The following is a 21,158-nucleotide window of genomic DNA, read 5'->3' as shown; positions in this document are numbered from 1 at the left end:
CCATGCTGTTGGCGAACAAGGTGGTGATCGTGTCCGGCATCGGGCCGGGCCTGGGCGTCGAATTGGCTCTGTGTGCGGCGCAGGAAGGGGCGAAACTTGCAATCTGCGCACGCACTGCGTCGAAGCTCGACGAGGCGGAGCGGGAGATCGTGGCGCTTGGTCTGGGGACCGAAGTGCTGAAGGTGCCGACGGATATCGGCGATCGCGCCCAGTGTCATGCGCTGGTCGGGCGTACGGTGGAGCGTTTCGGACGTGTCGATGTGCTGCTGAACAGTGCGTACGTCGGCGGGACCTTCGAGCCCATCGAGTCGGCTGATCTGGAGGACTGGCGTGCGACGATGGACGTGAATTTCTTCGGCACGATGAAACTCACGCAGGAAGTCGTCCCGCACATGAAGCGTCAGGGTGGCGGCGCGATCGTCATGATCAACAGCATGGTGACACGGGTGCCGATGCCCACGCAGGGCGGTTACGCCGCATCGAAGGGAGCGCTGCGGGTCGCCACTGCGTATCTGGCAAAGGAGCTCGGCGGTTACGGAATCCGTGTCAATTCGGCACTGATGGGCTGGATGTGGGGGCCACCGGTCGAAGGTTATATGCGTGCGGCAGCGGCCGAGCACGGCACTACGGTCGAGGCGATGCGCAAGGAAATTGCGCGCAACATCCCGCTCGGCGATGTTCCGGAGGATGCCGACTGCGCGCGCGTCGCGATGATGTTGGCATCGGACTACTGTCGGGTGGTGACGGGCGCCTGTATCGATGTGAATGGCGGGGAGTTTCTCTCCGTCTGACGGTCTTTGTTTAACGCATTGTTTTTATTGGGGTCTCAAAAATTTTCCAAAGCACAGAGAAAATTTTTGAAAATCGTGGAACTTGGATGCAGTGCTCGAGTCTCAATATCGCGAATGGAGATTGATGGTTCATCCCCTTGCTGTCATCGCCATTTGTCGTTTGGTTAGTGTTGTCTCCTAACGTTTGGCCCGGCTACCCTGCCGGGCCTTTTTTTTGTGTGCCCGGCACGGGCGCACTCGCAGGACTCATGAGCGCTTGACGGGGTAGATGGTGCGTATCCAGTCGGGGTGTCGGCGCCTCGCATCCAACGCAGTCGATCGCGGTCGTGACAGGGCGTGTCACCCAAGCGCAGCGGCCAGCAGCGCGCGGTGATAGGGCAGGCCGCCACACGCGAGCTCGATTTCCTTGGCCTTGCGCGTCCACAGGTGCAGGTCGGTTTCCCACATGAAACCCATGCCGCCGAGCACCTGGTGTGCGGTGAAGCAGGCACGGGTGAATGCCTCGTTGCTGATGCATTTGGCCGCACAGGCCCTGTCGATCGCGCGTGGCGATCGCTCCAGTTCGGTGATGCCCTCGTAGGCCGCCAGCCAGGCGGCTTCGACGTCGATCCATACGTTGGCGAGCAGGTGCTGCACCGCCTGGAAGCTGCCGATCGGGCGTCCGAACTGCACCCGTTGCCGTACGTGCTGCGTTGCCAGTTCCAGCACCCGGCGTGCGCCACCGACCGCGGCGGCAGACTGGAATACCGCCGTGCGCAGCAGCGCCGCATCGAGTGCGGCACCGATGTCATCGCCACCGAGCAGGTCTGCCTGCGCCACGCCGACTGCCGTGAAGCGCACCTCGTGGAGGTCGGGGTGCGCCAGCGAGCGCAGGGCCGTGCATTCGACGCCGGCAGTGCGTGGCGATACCACCGCGAGGCGCAACTTCCCCGATGCGCTGTCACGGGCCGCCACCAGCAGCAGGTCGCGATCGGGCGCGTTCTCGACGAAGAGCTTGCGCCCGTCGAGCCGCCAGCCGGAGGACGTTCGTGTCAGCGTGGTGGTGCATCGGGCGGCGCTCCAGTCGCCGCCAGCCTCGAGCGCGGCCAGCGCGGCCTGCAACTCGCCGCCGATCAGCGGGACCAGCCAGCGCTGGTGCTGTGCTGCGTCTCCCAGATCCTGGATCAGCCAGCCGCAACCGAGCACGCAGTCGCTGAACGGTGTCGGATCGCAGGCGCGTCCGAGCTCCTCCATCACGATTGCCATCGTCGTCCAGTCTGCGGCCGATCCGCCGTGCTGTTCCGCGAACGGCAGTCCGGTCCAGCCGAGTCCCGCGATCTGTGTCCAGATCCGGCGCGGCAACGACATGCGCTGTTCGCGTAGTGTGCGCACCAGCGACGGTGGGCATTCGGACTGCAGGAATCGTCGCGCCGCGTCCTGGATCTGGCGCTGTTCCGGGGTGGGTTCGAGTTCCATGGCTGCTTCCGGTGTATTCAGGCGCGTGGCAGCCCGAGACCGCGTTGGGCGATGATGTCGCGCTGGATTTCGTTGGCGCCACCGCCGAAGCGCAGCATCGGCGACAGCAGCCAGGACTGTGCGAGGTGTCCGTGCGCCGGCACGTGCGCGGAACCGTATTCGAGCTGCCCGCGTGGCCCGAGGATGCGGATCCCCTCGTCGGCGAGACGTTGCTCGAGGTCGGAGGCGAACACCTTCTGCGCCGAGGCTTCTGCGTTTGGCACCTGGCCCTGGTCGATCATCCAGGCCGACTTCAGGCACAGCAGACGCAGGCGCTCCACGTCCAGATGCAGCCCGACCAGGCGGTCGCGGACCACCGGATCATCGAAGGGCGGCGCAGATCCGTCGAGCGATTGCCTGCATTCGTGCATCAGGGCGTCCAGATTGCGCCGCAGCTTCGTGTACTTGCCCATGAACACGCGCTCGAAGTCGAGCGCTATCGCCGCCGTATGGAAACCCGAGCCTGCCGTACCGATCATCGCACTCGCCGGCACGTGGACGTCGTCGAGGAACACCTCGTTGGTGCGTATACCCTCCATCGTGTAGATCGGGTGCACCGTGATGCCGGCGGTGGCGAGCGGGAAAATGAACACCGACAGCCCCTTGTGGCGCGGAGCATCGGCTTCGCTGCGCGCGAGCAGCCAGATATGCGAGGCGTAGTGTGCGCCGGTGGTGAACACCTTCTGGCCGTTGATCACGTATTCGTCACCGACGCGAACCGCGCGCGTCGTGATTCCGGCCAGGTCCGAGCCGGCCCCGGGTTCGGTGTAGCCGAGGCAGATCTCGAGTTCCCCTTTCAGGATGCGCGACAGGTACTGCTGCTTCTGCTCTTCGGAGGCGAGCTTCATCAGCGCCATCGCCAGCGAGGTGATGGTGAGGTTGCCGTAGTGGATGTCCTGCAGGTCGAGCTCGTGGTAGAAGATCGTCTGCTCGATCATCGAGCGCCCCTGGCCGCCGTATTCGCGCGGCCAGCCGATGCCCAGCCAGCCTCGCTCGCCGAGCAGGCGCAGGAACGCCTTGCCGAGCGGCCCCGGCGAGTGCCCCGAGACAGCGATTTCCCGGCGCAATTCGTCGCTGACGTTCTCGCGGAGGAAGGCGCGGATTTCGGTCCGGAAACGTTCCTGCTCGGGGGTGTAGCGGAAGTCCATCGTGTCAGCTCCGATGCGGTGCAGGGCGTTCACGCGCAGCCAGCACCGGAGCAAGCGCTGCCCGTGCCGGTTCGTCGAGGAGCCGATAGCCGTGCGCGCGTGCAGCGCAGTACCACACCGGGTCGGCACACTCCCATGCTTCGTGCCTGAGTTCACGCTTCAGCACCTTGTTGGTCGCGGTGAGCGGCAGCGTCGGCGCAATGCGCAGGAACGAGGGCTTCCACTTGCTGCTGAAGTCGGTCTGTGATTCGAGAAAGCGCTCGAACTCGACGGGATCGAAGCAGGCATCGGGCAGCAGTTGCAGCGTGGCCATCACGCGATCGCCGACCAGTGGGTCCGGGACGCCGTATACGGCGGCGACGCTGACCAGCGGATGGCGTGCCAGCACCTGCTCGATCTGGATTGCGGCGAGGTTCTCGCCATCGACGCGCAGCCATTCGCTGTCACGCCCTGCAAAGTAGAAGAAGCCGGCTTCGTCGCGGTAGGCGAGGTCGCCGCTCCAGTACGCGCGCCCGCGCAGTCGCTTGCCGTCTGCCTCCGGGTTGTTCCAGTAGCCCTCGAACAGCTCGCGTCCGTCGAGGTTCACCAGTTCGCCGATGGCCTCGTTGCCGTTCATCAGCACGCCTTCGTTGTCGAAGCGTGCGCGCGGACATTCCGCGCCGGTGTCGGGATTCAGCACCACGATCGACGGGCTGACGCCGATGCCCATGGAGCCGCGTGGCGTTTCCGGCGTGCGCAGCACGGTGATGCAGCCTTCCGAGGAGCCGTAGCTGTCGGTCACCCGGCAGCCGAAGCGTCGCGAGAAAGCAGCAATGTCGGTCTCGGATGCCTCGCTGCCGAAGGCGGCCCGCAGCCGGTTGTCGGCATCGTCGGGCTGCTGCGCCGTGGCCAGGATGTAGGCGAGCGGTTTGCCTACATAACAGAACATCGTCACGCCGTATCTGCGCACGTCCGGCAGGAAGCCCGATGCCGAAAAATGACGGCGCAAGGCGGCGGCACCGCCCGAAATCAGCGGCGGCAGCAGGCCCATCAACATGGCCGATGAGTGGAACAGCGGCATCGGCACATAGCTCACATCGTCCGTTGACATGTGCTGGCGCTCGACCAGCATCGCGCTGTTGCGCAGTACGCGCGCATGCGAGTAGATCACCGCCTTCGGCGCGCCGCTGGTTCCGGACGTGAAGATCAGGCAGAAGACTGCGCCCGGGGCCACCGTGGCGGGTTGCAGAGGTACATCACGGAACGGGCGCAGCGTGGCGGCGAAGCCCCCGCCGTCGACCGTGAGCAGACGGTCGCCGAGGCTCTCGGCGATGTCGGCGTCCACCTGTTCGCGATAGCGCCGTTCGGTTACCAGGAAGGCGCAATCGGTATGGCGGACGTCGCGCGCGAGATCGGTACCGCGACGCGTCGAGTTCAGCTCGACCAGCATCGCACCCGCGAGCGCGCAGGCGCCGATCCAGAACACATGCTCGGGAGTGTTGTCGAGCAATACGCCGACGTGAAAGGCTCCTCCCGGATGCCGTGCCAGCAGGTACGCTGCGCGCGTGGAGCACTCGTCGAACAGTTCGGCGCCGCTCCAGCGCTGCTCCTCGAAGTGAAGTGCGGGGAGGGCATCTGTGCGTCGCGCGCGGAAGATGTCGCCGACCGTTTGCATCTGCGCGGACTCAGGTGGCATTACGCGAAGGCAGCAGCACCGTTGCCTGTGCCGGCGCCAGCTTCTGCCCCTCGACATTCTCCTCCCACACGTCGAGGTCGACCGCACCTTGCTCGTCGATCAGGTATTTGCGGCGTACCTTGCCGCGCAGCGTCAGCGCTTGCCCCGGCAGCGCCATACCACGGTTCGAGTAAGAGAATTTTTTCAGGAAACCCGCCGTTCCCATCCAGTCCGTAATGTATGCAGACAGTTGCGCTCCTTGCAGCGGGCCCTGCACCAGCACCTTCGGCAGCCCCTCGGACTGGGCAAACTTCTCGTCGTAGTGAATGCGGTGCGCGTTGCGACTCACCGCGCTGTAGAGAAACATCTGTGTCGTGGTCACCGTGCGGGTGACCGGCGCGAGTTCCATGCCTTCCTCTACGTCCTCGAAGTGGCGCTGGGTGTGGTTGCTCATGCGTGCTCTTCTCCGCCTCGGGCGTTCAACGGTTGACGATCGTGTTGGTCTCGACGGCTACCTTCTCGCCGCGCTGGTTGGTATAGGTCGCCTCGATCAGGACGAACACCGAGCTGCCGCTCGCCCCCTGGCGCTCGTGGATGTCGAGTATTCGCCGCTGGCGTGTCAGCACATCGCCTGGGCGTATCGGCTGGAAGTATTCGACCTGGTAGCCACCGAACAGCTTGCGCCTGGCCTTGAGCGGCGGGAAAACGAGACCGCGTTGCTCGAGTGGCACGCCGTCCTCGTCGAGCTCATCGAGCGGAACCTCGGTGTCGAACGGGATCGACAGGAACGCAGGCGGCGCCGTGATGCCGTCGGGAGTCGCTGCCGGATCCAGCCAGCGCGGATTCAGGTCGTCGGTTGCGAAACAGAAACGGCGGATTTCCTCCGCCGTCACCGGGTAGCCGGTGACGGGTTGTCCACTCTTGCCGATCCACGCCAGTGACTCATCGGTGAGCAATGATTGCGCCGGGGCCGGCTCGGGGGCGGGGGCGGATCCCCCGCGCAGTTCTGCCTGCGCCGGCTGGAAGCGCAGCAGCGTGATCCGTTCCTTTTCGTGGTGTTCGAATACGGGCTCGAGTGGCATGCCGATGCGGATGTTCGCCTCGGCCACGTTGAGCAGTGTGCTGGTCAGCCGCGGCCCCTCGTCGAGTTCCACCACCGCGAGGTATTGCGGCACCTCGTCGGCGAACAGCGGATGCGTGGGCCGGCGTGAAATCGTGTATGTGTACAGCGTTGCGCTGCCGCGCGCCTGCCGCCAGTCGAGATCCGATGACAGGCAGTCCGGACATACCGTGCGCGGATAATGGAACAGCGTATCGCACTCGCGGCAATGGCGCAGCATCACCCGGCCTTCGTTCAGTCCGTTCCAGAACGGGCGAGTATCGGGAGTGGGGACCGGAAGGGGTTTTTTCATGCTGCGCCCTCCAGGATCAGGACCACTTGTTCGCTCATGATGCCGCCGTTGCCGGTAACGAAGGCACGATTGCAGTCGCGCACCTGGTTGGTTCCGGCTCGCTGCATGATCTGGCGTGTGGCGTCGATCACGTGGTGCATGCCACCGGCCATTCCGGTCTGGCCGAACGACAGCTGACCACCGTGCGGGTTGCACGGAAAGTCGCCCCGGTAACTCAGGTCGTGCTCGAGGACAAAGCGCGCTCCCTGCCCCCGGGGGCAGAAGCCGGCGTCTTCGAGCGTCATCAGCACCGTGATCGTGTAGCAGTCGTAGATCGAGACCATGTCCATCTCGGCCGGAGCACGTCCGGCCATCGCGAAGGCCTGTGCTGCCGCCGTGGCAACCGGGGTGTGCAGCAGGTCACGCGCATAGGTCGGTGTCTTGAACGCGAGACGCTCACCAAAGCCGCGTACATGGACCGGGCGGTTCTTCGCGCGTGCGGCACGTTCCGCGCTGGTCACGACCACGGCCGCGCCGCCTGCGACCGGCATGACGATTTCCAGCAAGTGTATGGGGTCCGCGATCATCGGGCTGCTCAGCACGTCGTCGATGCTGAGCGGCTTGCCATGGAACAGCGCGTCGGGGTTGGCGCAGGCGCTGGTGCGCTGGTCGACGGCGATCTTGGCCAGCGCACGTGCGTCATAGCCGTAGCGTGCTGCGTAGAGGTTGGCGATCTGCGCGTAGCCGCAATTCTGTGCCAGATTGCCGTAGGGGATGTCGAACTCGGCCTGTGGTGAGCCGTATTCGTTGCTCGAGGCGCCGAAAGGGAAGGGGTGTGGCCTGGGTTCCGGTGGTATCGGCAGCGGGCCGGCGGGAAACGCGCAAACCACGACCTCGGCTATGCCGAGCTCGATCGCCGCCGCAGCGCGCCACACGGCGCCCGCAGCGCTGGCGCCGCCGAGGTCGACGTGTTCGGCGAAACCCACCTCGATGCCGAGATATTCGGCGAGTGTCGCCGGTGCGAACATGCCGGTCTCGGGAATCGCCGAGGTGACGAGCCCGTCGACCTCGCTCTTGGCGATGCCCGCATCGCGCAGCGCGAGCTGTGCGAGCATCGCCCACTGCTGGAGACCGGAGAGTGGCTCACCCTGGGGTTTCCTTTCCGGCTTCAGCTCGACGTAACCGGCAATCGCCGCTCGTCCCTGCAAACCCATCGCCAGCCTCGCTGCGGCGTGTGGCCGCTTCCTGAATCGTGCGGGTATCTTCCCGCATGGTGGTCGCGAACTGCAATGACAGGAGCGGCCTGAGGCCGGCAGATCTGGTCATGCCAGGGCGTCCTGCGCGGGTCTTGCCGGGGTTGTCGCAAAACGCTGCGAAGCGTGTGGCGATGCCTTCGCACCGGGGGGCGTGCGCCGCAGGGATGCATTTACGGCGTCCCACCGGTGTGAAGGCATCGTCACGCGCTGCCTGCATCGACGATCGGGGTGGGTGGGCTTATGCGACAGCATTTTGCCGGGGTGTATGAAGCAGGTAGCGCACCGTGCAGGTGCCGCACCGTGTCGCAAATGCACGGCACACCCTATACTAGCGCCGCAGCCTGATATTCAATCCGCCTGACGAACAGGGCAGAATGCGGGGTGCGAATAACGATCATTTGAAACGTTGGGGGGATTGCATGAAACGTTCGGAGATCATCCGATCGCTTGCATTGGCAGGCAGCGCAGCACTTGGAATCAGCACTGCTGCGGGTGTGGCTGCGCAGGGAGCTCTGGAAGAGATCATCGTCACCGCGCAGAAGCGCGAGCAGAACCTGCAGGAGGTGCCGATCGCGATCACGGCCCTCGACGCGCACGCGCTGGAGCTGCAGAACATCACCGATACCGACAGCTTCGCGAAGCTGGTTCCGAACCTGCACATCAAGCAGGGAACCACCGGGGTGATCACGATCGCGATCCGCGGGATCAGCAACAACGACGGCGGCAACCCGGGCTTCGAGAACGCGGTCGGAATCTACGTCGACGGTGTCTATACCGGACGCGCTGTTGGTTCGCTGTTCGATCTCGGTGATGTGGAACGCGTGGAGGTACTGCGTGGCCCGCAGGGCACGCTGTACGGGCGCAACACGATCGGTGGCGCCGTGAATTTCATCAGCAAGCGTCCGACGGGCGAGTTCGCCACACGGGTCAAGATCGGCGTGGGCAACGAGACGCTGCGCTACGGGAACGTGAACGTCGATCTGCCCACGCTCGGCAGCGCCAACGAGGGACTCGGAGAACTGCGCGCGCGTGCCAGCATCTATGCCCGCAAGCGTGACGGCTTCACCGACAACATACAGCAGAACTTCACTGCGGTATCGCTGCCGATCGCACACTTCGACCAGTTCGGTACCGTCGATCGCAAGGGGGCGCATCTGGCGCTCGACTGGCAGATCCGCGACGGACTGCTGGTCACCTACGATTACTCGAAGTTCCGCGCCGACGAACACCAGCGTCTGTTGCAGGTGATCGACGTGGTCGCTGGCGGCGGGCGTCCGGCCGGGTTCGACAAATACATTCCCCACGGTCAGCCATCGAAGGGCAGCGCGAACGAAATCCCGTTCTTCGACACCGACGCCGACGCGCATGCACTGCAGGTCAACTGGGACATCAACGAGCACCTGACGCTGCGCTCGATCACCGGTTACCGCAAGCTCGATTCGTACGACGGACAGGATCTGGACGGCAGCAATACCAGCTTCTACGAGTCACTGCGTCTGCATACCAGCAAGCAGTGGTCGCAGGAGTTCCAGTTGGTCGGCAATACCGACCAGCTCGAGTACGTGCTCGGTCTGTACTACTTCGACGAGGATGCAGACAGCCTGCGCATGCAGCAGCTCAGCAACAAGGCGCTGCTGCGCGTCACGAATGCCTACATGGACAACAAGAACAAGGCGGTATTCGGGCAAATCGACTACAAGCCGTCGTGGAACGAAGCGCTGACGCTCAGCTTCGGTGCTCGCCACACGAAGGAAACGAAGAACATGCCGCGTTACCTGAGGAGCTACACCGGTGGCACCGGCAGGTTCGCGGTCGAGGATCCCGGTCCCAACCTGCAGGTGCCCGAGCTCGACTTCAGCAATACCTCGCTGATGTTCTCGCCTTCGTACCAGCTCACCGACGAAGTCAGCGTCTACGCGCGCTACGCCGAAGGCTTTCGCAGTGGCGGTTACGACGGTCACGCGGCCACTCCGGCTGCGGCACGGGTTCCCTACGACTCGGAGGAACTCAAGAGCTACGAGCTCGGCATGAAGTCACGCTGGTTCGACCAGCGGGTGCAGTTGAACGTCGCGACGTTCTACAGCGACTACACCGACATGCAGCTCACCTCGTACATCACTACGCCGGTTCCGCTGTCCGTGGTGCTCAACGCCGGTGAGGCATCGCTGTGGGGGCTGGAGCTCGAAGCCGAAGCCGCGTTGAGTGAGAACCTGCGTGCGAACCTCAACCTTGCGTTCCTCGACTACGAGTTCGACAAGTTCGATATGGGACCTGTGATCGGTGATGTATCGAAGCGCGCGAAAATCAACAACGCGCCACGCAGTACCGCAAACCTTGCGCTCGATTACACGTTCCCTTCGATCGGCTTCGGCGAGCTGGCGCTGCACCTGAACTACAACTACTCGGAATCGGCACACGCGATCGCGATCAAGTCGAACGGCACTGCGCCGAACTCCGCGATGAGTTCGCGCGGAGTGTTCGACGGCAGACTGTCGCTGCGTGATATCGAGGTCGGCAGTGGTGGTCGACTCGAACTGGCGTTGTGGGGGATGAACCTCACTGACGAGGAATATATCGACAACATCATCGACTTCACCTCGTACCGTGCCGGGACGCTGGGTTGGCCGCGCACCTACGGGCTGGAAGTCACCCTGGACCTGTAGCGCCGATCCTCGTGGGGCAGGAACCCGTTCCGGTCGCGAAAGGCAGCGCGGACTCCGTCGGAGTCCGTGCACGCCTGTCGCTGCACGAGCGGCCGTGGTATCCGGGCTACGTGCTGTTCGTGCTGTTGCTCGCGTACATCTTTTCCTTCATCGACCGTCAGATCCTGAGCCTGATGGTCGGACCGATACGGCGCGACCTGCAGATCTCGGACTTCGAGATGAGCCTGCTGCAGGGCTGGGCGTTCGCGCTGTTCTACTCGGTGATGGCGTTGCCGATCGCTCGTCTGGCCGATCGCTACGATCGGCGTTCGATCATCGCGACCGGGATTGCGCTGTGGAGTGCAATGACCGTCGGCTGTGGCGTCGTGCGTGGCTACATGGGGTTGTTCCTGATGCGGGTCGGTGTCGGCGTTGGCGAGGCGGCGCTGTCACCGCCGGCGTATTCGCTGTTGAGCGACTATTTCCCGCCGGAGCGGCTGGGGCGTGCGATGGCGATCTTTGCGCTCGGAATCAGTGTCGGTGGCGGTGCTGCGTACCTGATCGGTGGGGCTGTGGTGCATCTGGTCAGCGAAGCCGAACCGGTGCTGCTGCCGCTGATCGGTACGGTGCGGCCGTGGCAGATCACGTTTTTCGTCGTCGGCCTGCCAGGGCTGGTGGTGGCGCTGATGATGCGCGGTATCCGCGAGCCCGAGCGCCGCGGTGGGCTGATGGACGCCGATGGCGAGGTGCGCCAGCTCAGTCTGGCGCAGTTGTGGCGCTACCTTACCGATCGCTGGCGCCTGTACCTGTCGTTTCCGCTGGCGACCGCGCTGCTCGGAGTGTTCAGCTACGGGCTGATGGCGTGGTATCCGACCGTGCTGATCCGCACCTACGGCATGACGATTGCCGAGGCGGGCACCTGGTTCGGACTGACCTATCTCGTGTTCGGTACTGCCGGGACGTACAGCGGTGCGCGGATGGCCGAATGGCTGGAGCGGCGTGGTCATCGTGATGCGCACATACGCTTCATCATGCTGGCGGCGATCGTGATGACGCTGCCCGGCGTACTCGGCCCGCTGATGCCGACCGCACCGCTGGCGCTGGCGGCACTCGCTCCCACGATCTTCCTGAAGTGCAGCTATTACGGCAGTTCCAGCGCCGCGATGCAGATCGTCACGCCGAACCAGATGCGGGCGCAGGTGACGGCGCTGCAGATCTTCTTCGGCAACATCATCGGCATGAGCGTCGGTGCCTCGTCGATCGCAGCGCTGACCGATTTCGTGTTCCAGGACGACGCTGCAGTGCGCTATTCGCTGGCGTGGGTCACGGCGGTGGCCTGCCCTGCAGGCGCACTGGTGCTATGGTCCTGCCTGCGCCCTTACGTGGCGGCGCTGGACGAAGCGGCACGTCGTCCGCAGCAGGGAGTGTAGGAGACACCCTCTTCAATCTGCCAGCCGTGCTCCGTCGATACGGAATCGCAGTGCCGGAGCCTGATCCGCTGTCAGACCGGTGATTCCGGTCGCGACCGTCACCTGTGCTCCCGGCGCGAGCTTCTCGCGTACTGATACTGCGGAACCCTGCTGCACGATGCGCCCGTTGCGGTCGATCAGTACCGGGGTGATCTGCACATCGCGCAACGCTACCGGTGCGCGATTCTGCAGTAATGCAAACACGCGACCAGCGTTGTCGAAGCGTGCGCTCGCCGTGAGGTAGTTGCCGGGGTTGCGCGGCAGGTCGAGACGCACGAGTTCGGTGGCCGCAGCCTGCCCGGCGGCGCTTTGCGACTGCGCTGCCGCACGGTAGTACGACAGGGCCTTGCCGTCGTCACCACGTTCGCGGGCGATGTTGCCGAGGTAATACGCGGCCGGCGCCGTCGGCAGCAGTTCGCTGCTGCGCATCAGGTATTTTTCGGCCAGATTCCTGTCACCCGCCTGCAGCTGGGCCACGCCGGCGCCGAGCCAGGAACCGAAGTAGCCAGGGTTCAGGGCCGTTGCACGGTCGAAGTGGGGGATCGCGGTGCGTGGCTTTTTCTCGGCGAGTGCCAGTTCGCCCAGCAGTTCCTGGAAGCGGCCTTCGGCGGGCAGCAGTGAGGCGGCCTTGCCTGCCAGGGTGCGCGCACCCGCATAGTCCTTCTTGCGGGCTGCCTCGATCGCCTTGTCGTAGGCGTCGTAGGCAGGTTTGGCTGCGCGCAGGCTCTTCGTGCGCTCGGCATAGCGTCTGGCGCCGACTTCGCCACCACGTCCGATCTGTTCGGTGAGCTGTCGATTCTGGGCCACGCGCTCGGCTGATGGCGGGTGCGAAGCGAACAGTCCTTCCAGCCAGTTCTGGTTGCGACCCTGTTCGGTGGACAGGCGCAGGAAGGTCTCCTGCAGCGTGACCGCTCCCCACGGATCGTAACCGGCAGCCTTCATGTATTTCATGCCGTAATGGTCGCTCTCGAGCTCCTGGTCGCGACCGTACTTCTGCTGGATCAGTTGCGCACCGATGCCGGCCCCCTGGATCGCAAGCCCTGCCGCATTGCCGTCGATGCCACCGATGGCAGCGCCGATCTGGGCGGCGGCGAGTCCGACCTGCATCAGCGTGCCGCGCTCCTGTGCCTTGGCGCCATGACGGGCGGCTGCGTGCACGATCTCGTGCCCGAGCACGGCGGCGAGCTCGGCCTCGTTGTCCAGTTGGGTCAGCAGGCCGCGGTTGATCGCGATCTTGCCGCCTGGCAATGCCCAGGCGTTCGGTACCGAGTTGTCGAGCACGACGAACTCGTATGGCAGGCGGCGGTCGGCCACTGCTGCAAGTTTCTGTCCCACCTCGTTCACATAGGCTGTGAGTTCCGGCATCACGACCAGGTCGCCGCCTTCGCTCTGGCGTGTGGGTGCGTAGTGCTTCTGGCCGATCTCCACTTCCTGCACTTCGGAAATGAACTGGATTTCCTGCTTGCCGGTTACCGGGTTGACTCCGCAGCCACCCAGTATCGCCACGGCCACGACCCACAGGTACGTCCTCAGAACACGCATCGAAACCGCTCCCTCCATTGCGTCATGGCGGTTTATACCAGCATCGTCGCGGCTTGTCCCGGGATGGGGTGGGCACGGCACTCGCACGCTTCTGCAGTCTGTCGGCGGGCGGAGCAGCGTCGGCCTTATCCGCCGTGACGAGCGCGAAACTCCGCAACGGTGTGCCCCGTCCAGCGACGGAAGGCGCGACGGAAATTGCCGACGTCGCGGTAGCCGAGCAGAAAGCCGATCTGCTTTGGCGTCAAACGGCCGAGTTGCAGGTGTTCGCAGGCGAGCGTGCGACGCGCGTCGTCGATGATGCGCTGATAGCTGGTGCCTTCGCGCATCAGATCCCGCGCCAGCGTGCGACCGGCAATGCCGAATCGTGCGGCCATCTCGTCCAGACCGGCAAATTCGCCGTTGCCTGCGAGCAGCGCGCTGCGAATCCGTGCCGAGAGCGAATGGTCAGGCGCGATGCGCGTGGCCGCCAGTCGGCAATGACGTTCGCACAGCGTGAACACGGCGTCGTTGGCCAGTGTGATCGGGTCGTCGAGGCGGCGTGGGTCAAAGTCGATCACGGTGGCTGGCGCATCGAAGCTCAGCGGACACGCGAAGTGGCGCCGGTAGTCGTCGAGGACTGCAGGGCACGGGTACGCGAGCTGCATGCGCAGCACCGCAAACGCACGCCCGGTCAACGCCTGTGCCAGCGACATGATGCGGCTGACCCATTCCTCGACTGCAAATGGCAGCAGCTCGCCGAGCCCGAAACGTTCGTCCAGCTCCACCCGCCAGTGCGTATCGGCGGCCGATGAGCGTGCCTGCAACACGTTGTCGTCGAGATTCTGGTAGCGCAGGATCACCTCGCGCGACTGGCGCACGCTCGCGCTGCTGAGCGAGGTATAGCCGAGCAGCCCGAAGTCGCTGATCCCGAAGTTGGCGCCAAGGCGGATCCCGAGCCGTGGATCGCCGGTCAGATGCAGCATGTTCGCGATCACGGTACGGTATTGCTCCGGAGTGCCGCGAAACACGCCGCGCACCTGGGCGACGTCGAGCCCGGTGCCGGCGAGCACGTCTTCGGGTGCGATCCCGCGCTGGCTCATCTGTGCCAGCCAGAAGCGGATCCTGCTCACCGCCAGTAGCCCGCCGTCGTGCATCGCCCGTCTCCGTCTCCTTGCTCCCTGTGTGGTCAGGCAAGTGTATCGGCAACAGGCAGGCACTGCATCCGTGGCGCTGTTCGGCATGGCGGGCAAACCCCTTGCCGTCGGAGTCGGGTCAGGATGCCGTATTTATGAAATCATGCGGTGTTCCTACACTTCGCCGTCGTCGCTCCCGAGGTATCCCGTCATGACCGTGGCGCCACACGCACCTCCAATCGTCCCGCCATCTGCACGCGGCGAGTTCGATGCACACTGGATGCCGTTCACCGGCAACCGTGATTTCAAGCGCAACCCGCGTCTGATCGTTGCGGCTGAAGGCTGTCATTTCACGACGGCCGATGGGAGACGCGTCTTCGACAGCCTGTCCGGGTTGTGGTGCTGCGGGCTGGGGCACGGACGTTCCGAGATCGCCGCTGCGGTGGCACGCCAGGTACGCGAACTCGATTACTCGCCGGCGTTCCAGTTCGGGCATCCGCTGTCGTTTCGCCTGGCGAACACGCTCTGCGAGCTGACGCCGGCCGGACTCGATCATGTGTTCTTCACTGGTTCGGGTTCGGAGGCGGCCGATACCTCGCTGAAGATGGCGCGTGCGTACTGGCGTCTGAAGGGCGTGCCGACCAAGACCGGGTTCATCGGTCGTGCGCGCGCCTATCACGGCGTGAATTTCGGCGGCATCGGAGTCGGTGGCATCGGTGCCAACCGCAAGCTGTTCGGGCCGGGTGTCGATGCCGACCACCTGCCGCACACGCTGCTCGCCGAAAACGCCTTTTCGCGCGGCATGCCCGCAGCCGGCGCCGGACTGGCCGACCAGCTTGAGGAGCTGGTCGCGCTGCACGATGCGTCGAATATCGCTGCGGTGATCGTCGAGCCGTTTGCCGGTTCGGCCGGCGTGATCGTGCCGCCCGTGGGTTATCTGCAGCGGCTGCGCGAGATCTGCACGCGTCACCAGATCCTGCTGATCTTCGACGAGGTGATCAGTGGCTTCGGCCGCAGCGGTGATGTGTTCGGTGCGCAGGCCTTCGGCGTCACGCCCGACATCATGAACGTGGCGAAGTGCCTGACGAACGGCGCACAACCGATGGGTGCCGTGATCGCGAGCAGCGAGATCTATCGCAGCTTCATGGAAGCCGGTGGCCCCGATTACGCGATCGAGTTTCCGCATGGCTACACGTATTCGGCGCATCCGGTCGCCTGCGCGGCTGCGATCGCTGCGCTGGACGTGTTCGTGCGCGAGGACATGGTCGGCAAGGTGCGTGCGCTGGCGGCACCCTTCGAGGACGCCCTGCACGCGTTGCGTGGCACCAGGCACGTCGTCGACATCCGCAATATCGGCCTGGCCGGCGCCGTACAGATCGAAGCGAGGGCGGGGGAACCGTTGCGCCGGCCGTACGACATCGCGCTGGCGATGTGGGAGCGCGGTTTCTACGTGCGCTGGGGCGGCGATACGCTGCAGTTCGCGCCGCCGTTCGTCAGCGAACGCGAGGACCTGCTGCAACTGTTCGAGACATTGGGCGATGTGATCGAGACGGTCGCATGAGCAGTACCGGGAGGCAGCACGCGATGGAGACGTTCGGACATTTCATCGATGGTGCAGCGGTCACAGATGATGTGCGCACCCAGGCGGTTCACGATCCGGCCACCGGGCAACTGCGCGGGCACGTCTCGCTCGCCTCGGCCGCAACCGTGGAACGGGCCGTCGCTGCCGCACAGGCCGCGTTCCCGGCGTGGCGCGCCACCCCGCCCCTGAAGCGTGCGCGGATCATGTTTCGCTTGCGCGAACTGCTCGAACGCGATGCGATGCATGTCGCCGCACTGATCAGCGCCGAGCACGGCAAGACGATCGACGATGCGCTCGGCGAGTTGCAGCGCGGCGTCGAGGTGGTCGAGTACGCTTGCGCCGCACCGGAACTGCTGAAGGGCGAATTCGCGAAGAACGTCGGGCCGATGATCGACTGCTGGTCGGAGTTCCAGCCGCTCGGAGTCGTTGCCGGCATCACGCCGTTCAATTTCCCCGCGATGGTACCGATGTGGATGTTTCCGCTCGCGATCGTCTGCGGCAACACCTTCGTGCTGAAGCCATCAGAGCGCGATCCGGGTGCGACGCTGGCGCTGGCGCGGCTCCTGTGCGAGGCAGGGTTGCCCGACGGCGTGTTCAACGTCGTGAACGGTGACCGCGAGGCGGTCGATGCGCTGCTCGTCGATCCGCGTGTGCAGGCGCTCAGCTTCGTTGGCTCGACGCCGGTGGCGGAATACGTCTACACCAGCGCAACGCGACACGGCAAGCGTGTGCAGGCGCTGGGTGGCGCGAAGAACCACGCCCTCGTGATGCCCGACGCCGACCTCGACAACGCCGTGAACGCGCTGATCGGCGCAGCCTACGGTTCCTGCGGCGAACGCTGCATGGCGATCTCGGTGGTGGTGGCGGTTGGCGATGCGGTGGCCGACCGGCTGGTGGTGCTGCTGGCGGAGCGGATTGCGCGGCTGAAGATCGGCCCTGGAACGCAGCCCGGCGTCGAGATGGGGCCGCTGATCACGCGGGCGCACCACGACAGGGTGTGCGCGCTGGTCGCGCAGGGCGTTGCCGAAGGTGCTGAGCTGGTCGTCGACGGGCGCGGCCTGGTCGTGCCTGGCCACGAGAACGGGTTCTTTCTCGGTGCCTGCCTGTTCGATCACGTGACGGAGGAAATGCGCGTCCATCGCGAGGAAATCTTCGGTCCGGTGCTGTGTGTGGTGCGCGTGCAGTCACCGCAAGAGGCGGTGGAACTGATCGATCGCCACGAGTTCGGCAACGGTGCCTGTATCTTCACGCGTGACGGCGAGGCGGCACGCCATTTCGCCGACAGCGTCCAGGCGGGAATGGTCGGCGTCAACGTCGCGCTGCCGGTGCCGGTCGCGATCCACAGCTTCGGAGGCTGGAAGCGCTCGCTGTTCGGCGATCTGGGTGCGTACGGGCCCGACGCCGTGCGCTTCTATACGCGTCGCAAGACGATTACCCAGCGCTGGCCGGGCGGTGGGCTGCGCGAGCATGCAAGGCTCGCGTTCCCGTCGAACGCGTGAATGAGAGCGATCGACCGGAGCGATCCGCTTCGTGGTCTCGGCGCGCCCGCTGGTGTTGCTGACGGCGCCGATGATCTATCTGGGCTGGCTGCCATTCATCGTGCTGGATCTGTTCGTCACGTTGTGTCAGGCGGTCTGTTTTCCGGTCTGGCGGATTCCGAAGGTGAAGCGTTCCGACTACCTCTTCTTCGACCGCGCCGATCTGCCCTGCCTGAACGCCATCGAACGGTTCAACTGCTTCTATTGCTCGTATGCGAACGGTATCGCCGCCTATGCGCGTGAGGTCGCGGCCCGGACGGAGCAATACTGGTGTCCGATCAAGCACGCCAGGCGCATCGTCGCTGCGCATGATCGTTACCCGCTGTTCTTCGAGCACGGCGACGCCGAAGCTTACCGGCAGGGGCTGGAGCGACTGCGCCGCCAGCAGGAACGCGAAATACTGCGTTGATTCAGGAGTCGCCCAGCACCTCTTGGCGGATTTCCCGCTTGAGGATCTTGCCGGTGGCGCCGACCGGCAGTTCCCCGGTGCGCAGCCAGTAGCGCGTCGGTTGCTTGAACGCGGCGAGCTTCCCCGCCATCGTCGCGCGTATCGTCGCCTCCTGTTCGGCACCAGCGGTCTCGACCTGCAGCACCGCGCCCACTTCCTCCCCGAGCTGCACATGCGGTACACCGATGACCGCTGCCGAGCGCACGCCCGGACATTCGAGCAGCGCTGCCTCGACTTCGGCGCAGTAGATGTTCTCGCCACCGCGGATGATCATGTCCTTCAGTCGATCGACGATGTAGACGAGGCCTTCCTCGTCCATGCGTCCGATATCGCCGGTGCGGAACCAGCCGTCGTGGAAGGCGTTCGCCGTCGCTTCCGGGTTGTTCCAGTAGCCGCGCACCACGCCCGGGCCACGCACCCAGATCTCGCCGAGTGCGCCAGGTGCGACGTCGTGGCCGTCGGCGTCGACGAAACGGAATTCGCATACCGGCAGCGGCGCGCCGGCTGCGTCCGGGTGACGGCCGTAGTCGGGACCGCCGAAGGCCGCGACCGTGGCCGAGGTTTCGGTGATGCCGTAGCCGGTGCTCGGGGCAGCGTTTGGCAGCGAGTCGCGCAGGCGCCGATACAGCTCGGGTGCAGCCGCTGCACCGCCGAAGGCGATCGAGTTCAGCGAGGTCAGGTCGTGCTTGCTCGCCTCCGGATGCTCCAGCAACTGCCAGGCGAGGGTCGGCACGCCGACGAAGAAGTTCACGCGTTCGCGTTCGATCAGTTCGAGTGCGACGAGCGGATCCCACTTGTGCATCAGCAGCAGCCGCCCACCGCCGGAATACATGTTGATCAGACCACCCACGCATCCGGTGACGTGGAAAAAGGGCACCGTCAACAGACCGGTCTGCGGGTGCTGCGCCATCAGCGCCATGTCCTCGGGCTTGCCGCCGCGGCGAATCAGCGTGCGCAGCACCATGTAGCCGCCGGCGAATACGGAGCTGCAGATGTTGCGTTGCGTGCCGACGGCTCCCTTGGGCAGGCCCGTGGTGCCGGAGGTATAGAAGATCGTCGCGTCGTCGTCGGGACCGATCTCGGCAGCGGGTAGCGTCGCGTCCACCCCGGGTCGTACCAGCTCGGCAAGGTCGTGCACGCCCGCGAGCCGGCCGTCGCCGCGCGCGACGACGATCGCCTCGAGTGCGGTTTCGCGCATCCACGGTGCGACCGATTCCGCGCGCTGGCGGTCCGCGATCAGCAGCCGCGCTCCACAGTCACCGATCACGTGGCGCAGTTCGCGCTCGGTGAGCCAGGCGTTCACCGGCACGATCACGGCGCCGATCGTCGACACGGCCCAGAACGCGACCGGCCATTCGGGGTAGTTGCGCATCGCCAGCGCGACGCGGTCGCCCTGGCGGATGCCGAACGTGCTGACCAGTGCGCGTGCCAGTGCGCCGACCTGGCGTGCGTGTTCGGCGTAGCTCAGGGCTTCGCCCTGGTAGCCGATGTAGACGCGCTCGCCAAACTGCTGTCCGGCGAGGAATACGTCGCGCAGCGTCCGCGGCGCGTTCTTCCAGACGCGCAGATGCCGCTGCCCGACGTCGCGCTCTTCGATCGCGAAGTACTGGCCGGGAGCGGTAAGCGCCTGATCGAGTTCACGGAAACTGCTCATGTCGGTTGCTCTCCTGTTGCTGCGGTGGTGGCAAGTGCGCGCAGTGCCTCGAACTCCGTGTTGATTTCGTTCACGAGGCGACGCAGGTCGGGAATGGCCTTCTTGCACGCGATCGCCGAGAGGTTCATCTGGCCGCAGTAGCTCCATACCGTGATGTTCAGGCCCGTGCCCTCGGTGAGCGGACCCGCCGAGTACAGTGCCTCGAGTTCGTCCCCGCCCGCGGTGTAGCGGCGTTCGCGTGGACCCGGTACGTTCGAGACGATCAGGTTGCCGGAGAGAGGGAAGTCGGGGCGGTCGGCTGCCTTCACGCGGTATTCGCGGCGATGGCGCGAGGAAAAGAGCATGGGTGGCAGGTATTGCATCCACTCGTAGGCGGTTTCGCGTCCCAGCAGTTCGAGCACCTCCTTGGCTGCCTCGGCCTCGACGCGGGTCTGCGTATAGCGTTGCACGCGGTCCTCGATTTCGGTGTGCAGACGGACGTGGAAGTACGCGAGGTTGTTGCCGAAGGTGCGCGTGGCGGCCACCTCACGGTCGGCGCTGACCGGTATGGCGCATACCAGAGGCCGTGCCGGCAGGTCGTTGTGTGCGATCAGATAGTGGCGCAGTGCCCCGGCCAGTATCCCGAGGATCACGTCGTTCACGGTGCCGCCCAGGTGTTCCCGGATGTGGCGGAAATCGTCGAGCGTGTACTGCGCGGTCGCAAAGTTGCGCAGGCTCGACAGTGCGCGGTTGAAGTGCAGCTTCGGAATCTCGGGCGTATAGGGTTGTGCCGGCACGAGGCTCGAGCGGCGGTTGCGTTCCTCGATCAGCTTGCGGCGTCGAGCGCTTTCGCGCATCAGCGCGGGCAGGCGTGCAAAATCACGCAGCAGATCCTTCAAGGCATCGACGACCAGGCGCAGCGACGAGGGTTCCGGCTCGCGCGGGATCACGGGCACCTCGCGCTTGCCGTACTCGGCCGGATCGCGGTAGAAGGTGCGCGAGATGTAGTTTGCCGACGCCATGCCGTCGGCGAGCAGGTGGTGCATCTTGTTCACGTACGCGATGCGCCCGCCTTCAATGCCCTCGACTATCCAGAGTTCCCACAGCGGACGTGAACGGTCGAGCGCACCGGCGGCGATTTCTCCGATCACCTGGTCGAGCTGTTCACGTCCGCCCGGTGCCGGCACTGCGATGCGACGCACGTGCATGTCGTAATCGAAGCCGCCGTCGTTCACGACGACGGGGTGGTGAAGCCCGAACGGTACCGGCACCACGCGATACTGGAACAGGGGCAGGCCGGCCATCGCACGGTGAGCGAGTTCGACGAAGTCCGTCTCGGTGTGCGGCTTGTCCGGCGGCCTGCACACCGAGATCTTCAGCGTGTGCATCAGCGCCGACGGCGTTTCCTGATAAAGAAAGTACGCGTCCTGCCCCGCCACTCTGTGCATGGATCATCCC

Annotated in this window: 15 protein-coding genes and 1 pseudogene; 6 read left to right on the top strand and 10 right to left on the bottom strand. The window is 65.1% G+C overall.

All coding sequences use genetic code 11. From position 1 onward, the window contains the following. Window positions 1-2: 2 nt before the first annotated feature. The gene (locus tag H7A12_04890) at window positions 3-791 is read left to right on the top strand and encodes an SDR family oxidoreductase (protein ID MCP5320148.1); all 789 of its coding nucleotides are present in this window, start codon (window positions 3-5) and stop codon (window positions 789-791) included. A 339-nt stretch (window positions 792-1,130) separates the two neighbouring features. On the opposite strand, the gene H7A12_04885 is transcribed toward H7A12_04890, so the two are convergent. Genes H7A12_04885 through H7A12_04860 form a run of 6 tightly spaced genes read right to left on the bottom strand, consistent with a single transcriptional unit; the run spans window position 1,131 to window position 7,692 of the window. Continuing rightward, window positions 1,131-2,246, bottom strand: coding sequence for an acyl-CoA/acyl-ACP dehydrogenase (locus H7A12_04885; protein MCP5320147.1), 1,116 nt, complete (start codon window positions 2,244-2,246; stop codon window positions 1,131-1,133). Window positions 2,247-2,263: 17 nt separating this feature from the next. Continuing rightward, window positions 2,264-3,466: an acyl-CoA dehydrogenase family protein gene (locus tag H7A12_04880; protein ID MCP5320146.1), complete on the bottom strand. Its 1,203-nt coding sequence runs from the start codon at window positions 3,464-3,466 to the stop codon at window positions 2,264-2,266. Then, window positions 3,438-5,087: an AMP-binding protein gene (locus H7A12_04875; GenBank protein MCP5320145.1), complete on the bottom strand. Its 1,650-nt coding sequence runs from the start codon at window positions 5,085-5,087 to the stop codon at window positions 3,438-3,440. The genes H7A12_04880 and H7A12_04875 overlap by 29 nt, the downstream gene beginning before the upstream one ends. Before the next feature lie 10 nt (window positions 5,088-5,097). Beyond that, window positions 5,098-5,541 carry an acyl dehydratase gene (locus tag H7A12_04870; GenBank protein MCP5320144.1) on the bottom strand — a complete coding sequence of 148 codons (444 nt, stop codon included), beginning with the start codon at window positions 5,539-5,541 and terminating at the stop codon, window positions 5,098-5,100. Between the two features lie 25 nt (window positions 5,542-5,566). Beyond that, window positions 5,567-6,499 carry a MaoC family dehydratase N-terminal domain-containing protein gene (locus tag H7A12_04865; GenBank protein ID MCP5320143.1) on the bottom strand — a complete coding sequence of 311 codons (933 nt, stop codon included), beginning with the start codon at window positions 6,497-6,499 and terminating at the stop codon, window positions 5,567-5,569. Beyond that, the gene (locus H7A12_04860; GenBank protein MCP5320142.1) at window positions 6,496-7,692 is read right to left on the bottom strand and encodes a thiolase family protein; all 1,197 of its coding nucleotides are present in this window, start codon (window positions 7,690-7,692) and stop codon (window positions 6,496-6,498) included. Before H7A12_04860 ends, H7A12_04865 begins: the two co-directional genes overlap by 4 nt. Window positions 7,693-8,153: 461 nt before the next feature. Here H7A12_04860 and H7A12_04855 point away from each other — a divergent pair, with 461 nt between their 5' ends. Together H7A12_04855 and H7A12_04850 are read left to right on the top strand one after the other, a co-directional pair. Continuing rightward, entirely contained in the window at window positions 8,154-10,397 is a 2,244-nt protein-coding gene (locus H7A12_04855) for a TonB-dependent receptor (GenBank protein MCP5320141.1), read from the top strand. Window positions 10,398-10,408: 11 nt separating this feature from the next. Next, window positions 10,409-11,806: an MFS transporter gene (locus H7A12_04850; protein ID MCP5320140.1), complete on the top strand. Its 1,398-nt coding sequence runs from the start codon at window positions 10,409-10,411 to the stop codon at window positions 11,804-11,806. Between the two features lie 12 nt (window positions 11,807-11,818). On the opposite strand, the gene H7A12_04845 is transcribed toward H7A12_04850, so the two are convergent. Together H7A12_04845 and H7A12_04840 are read right to left on the bottom strand one after the other, a co-directional pair. Then, entirely contained in the window at window positions 11,819-13,387 is a 1,569-nt protein-coding gene (locus H7A12_04845) for a M48 family metalloprotease (GenBank protein MCP5320139.1), read from the bottom strand. 125 nt (window positions 13,388-13,512) lie between these two features. Next, window positions 13,513-14,520, bottom strand: coding sequence for an AraC family transcriptional regulator (locus H7A12_04840; GenBank protein MCP5320138.1), 1,008 nt, complete (start codon window positions 14,518-14,520; stop codon window positions 13,513-13,515). 190 nt (window positions 14,521-14,710) lie between these two features. Between H7A12_04840 and H7A12_04835 the strand changes: the two genes are divergently transcribed. The 3 genes and pseudogenes from H7A12_04835 (at window position 14,711) to H7A12_04825 (ending at window position 18,028) form a co-directional block, all read left to right on the top strand. Further along, window positions 14,711-16,060, top strand: a complete 1,350-nt coding sequence (locus tag H7A12_04835; protein ID MCP5320137.1) for an aspartate aminotransferase family protein — start codon at window positions 14,711-14,713, stop codon at window positions 16,058-16,060. Window positions 16,061-16,083: 23 nt separating this feature from the next. Further along, a complete protein-coding gene (locus H7A12_04830) occupies window positions 16,084-17,580 on the top strand; it encodes a CoA-acylating methylmalonate-semialdehyde dehydrogenase (GenBank protein ID MCP5320136.1) in 1,497 nt (498 codons plus the stop codon). A gap of 13 nt (window positions 17,581-17,593) precedes the next feature. Continuing rightward, a pseudogene (locus H7A12_04825) lies at window positions 17,594-18,028 on the top strand (hypothetical protein). 1 nt (window position 18,029) lies between these two features. Here H7A12_04825 and H7A12_04820 read toward each other — a convergent pair. After that, window positions 18,030-19,721 carry an acyl--CoA ligase gene (locus H7A12_04820; GenBank protein MCP5320135.1) on the bottom strand — a complete coding sequence of 564 codons (1,692 nt, stop codon included), beginning with the start codon at window positions 19,719-19,721 and terminating at the stop codon, window positions 18,030-18,032. Next, complete coding sequence (locus tag H7A12_04815; protein MCP5320134.1) at window positions 19,718-21,148, bottom strand: wax ester/triacylglycerol synthase family O-acyltransferase; 1,431 nt, start codon at window positions 21,146-21,148, stop codon at window positions 19,718-19,720. The genes H7A12_04820 and H7A12_04815 overlap by 4 nt, the downstream gene beginning before the upstream one ends. Window positions 21,149-21,158 lie beyond the last annotated feature (10 nt).

The sequence above is a fragment of the Pseudomonadales bacterium genome, from assembly GCA_024234165.1.
Classification (GTDB): domain Bacteria; phylum Pseudomonadota; class Gammaproteobacteria; order Pseudomonadales; family UBA5518; genus UBA5518.
This window is presented reverse-complemented; position numbering and strand designations above follow the sequence as displayed.

Coding starts and splice junctions, on each gene's coding strand:
- H7A12_04845 (MCP5320139.1), bottom strand. CDS start 13,387: ATGCGTGTTCTGAGGACGTACCTGTGGGTCGTGGCCGTGGCGATACTG.
- H7A12_04820 (MCP5320135.1), bottom strand. CDS start 19,721: ATGAGCAGTTTCCGTGAACTCGATCAGGCGCTTACCGCTCCCGGCCAG.
- H7A12_04855 (MCP5320141.1), top strand. CDS start 8,154: ATGAAACGTTCGGAGATCATCCGATCGCTTGCATTGGCAGGCAGCGCA.
- H7A12_04835 (MCP5320137.1), top strand. CDS start 14,711: ATGACCGTGGCGCCACACGCACCTCCAATCGTCCCGCCATCTGCACGC.
- H7A12_04860 (MCP5320142.1), bottom strand. CDS start 7,692: ATGGGTTTGCAGGGACGAGCGGCGATTGCCGGTTACGTCGAGCTGAAG.
- H7A12_04870 (MCP5320144.1), bottom strand. CDS start 5,541: ATGAGCAACCACACCCAGCGCCACTTCGAGGACGTAGAGGAAGGCATG.
- H7A12_04865 (MCP5320143.1), bottom strand. CDS start 6,499: ATGAAAAAACCCCTTCCGGTCCCCACTCCCGATACTCGCCCGTTCTGG.
- H7A12_04830 (MCP5320136.1), top strand. CDS start 16,084: ATGGAGACGTTCGGACATTTCATCGATGGTGCAGCGGTCACAGATGAT.
- H7A12_04875 (MCP5320145.1), bottom strand. CDS start 5,087: ATGCAAACGGTCGGCGACATCTTCCGCGCGCGACGCACAGATGCCCTC.
- H7A12_04890 (MCP5320148.1), top strand. CDS start 3: ATGCTGTTGGCGAACAAGGTGGTGATCGTGTCCGGCATCGGGCCGGGC.
- H7A12_04840 (MCP5320138.1), bottom strand. CDS start 14,520: ATGCACGACGGCGGGCTACTGGCGGTGAGCAGGATCCGCTTCTGGCTG.
- H7A12_04885 (MCP5320147.1), bottom strand. CDS start 2,246: ATGGAACTCGAACCCACCCCGGAACAGCGCCAGATCCAGGACGCGGCG.
- H7A12_04815 (MCP5320134.1), bottom strand. CDS start 21,148: ATGCACAGAGTGGCGGGGCAGGACGCGTACTTTCTTTATCAGGAAACG.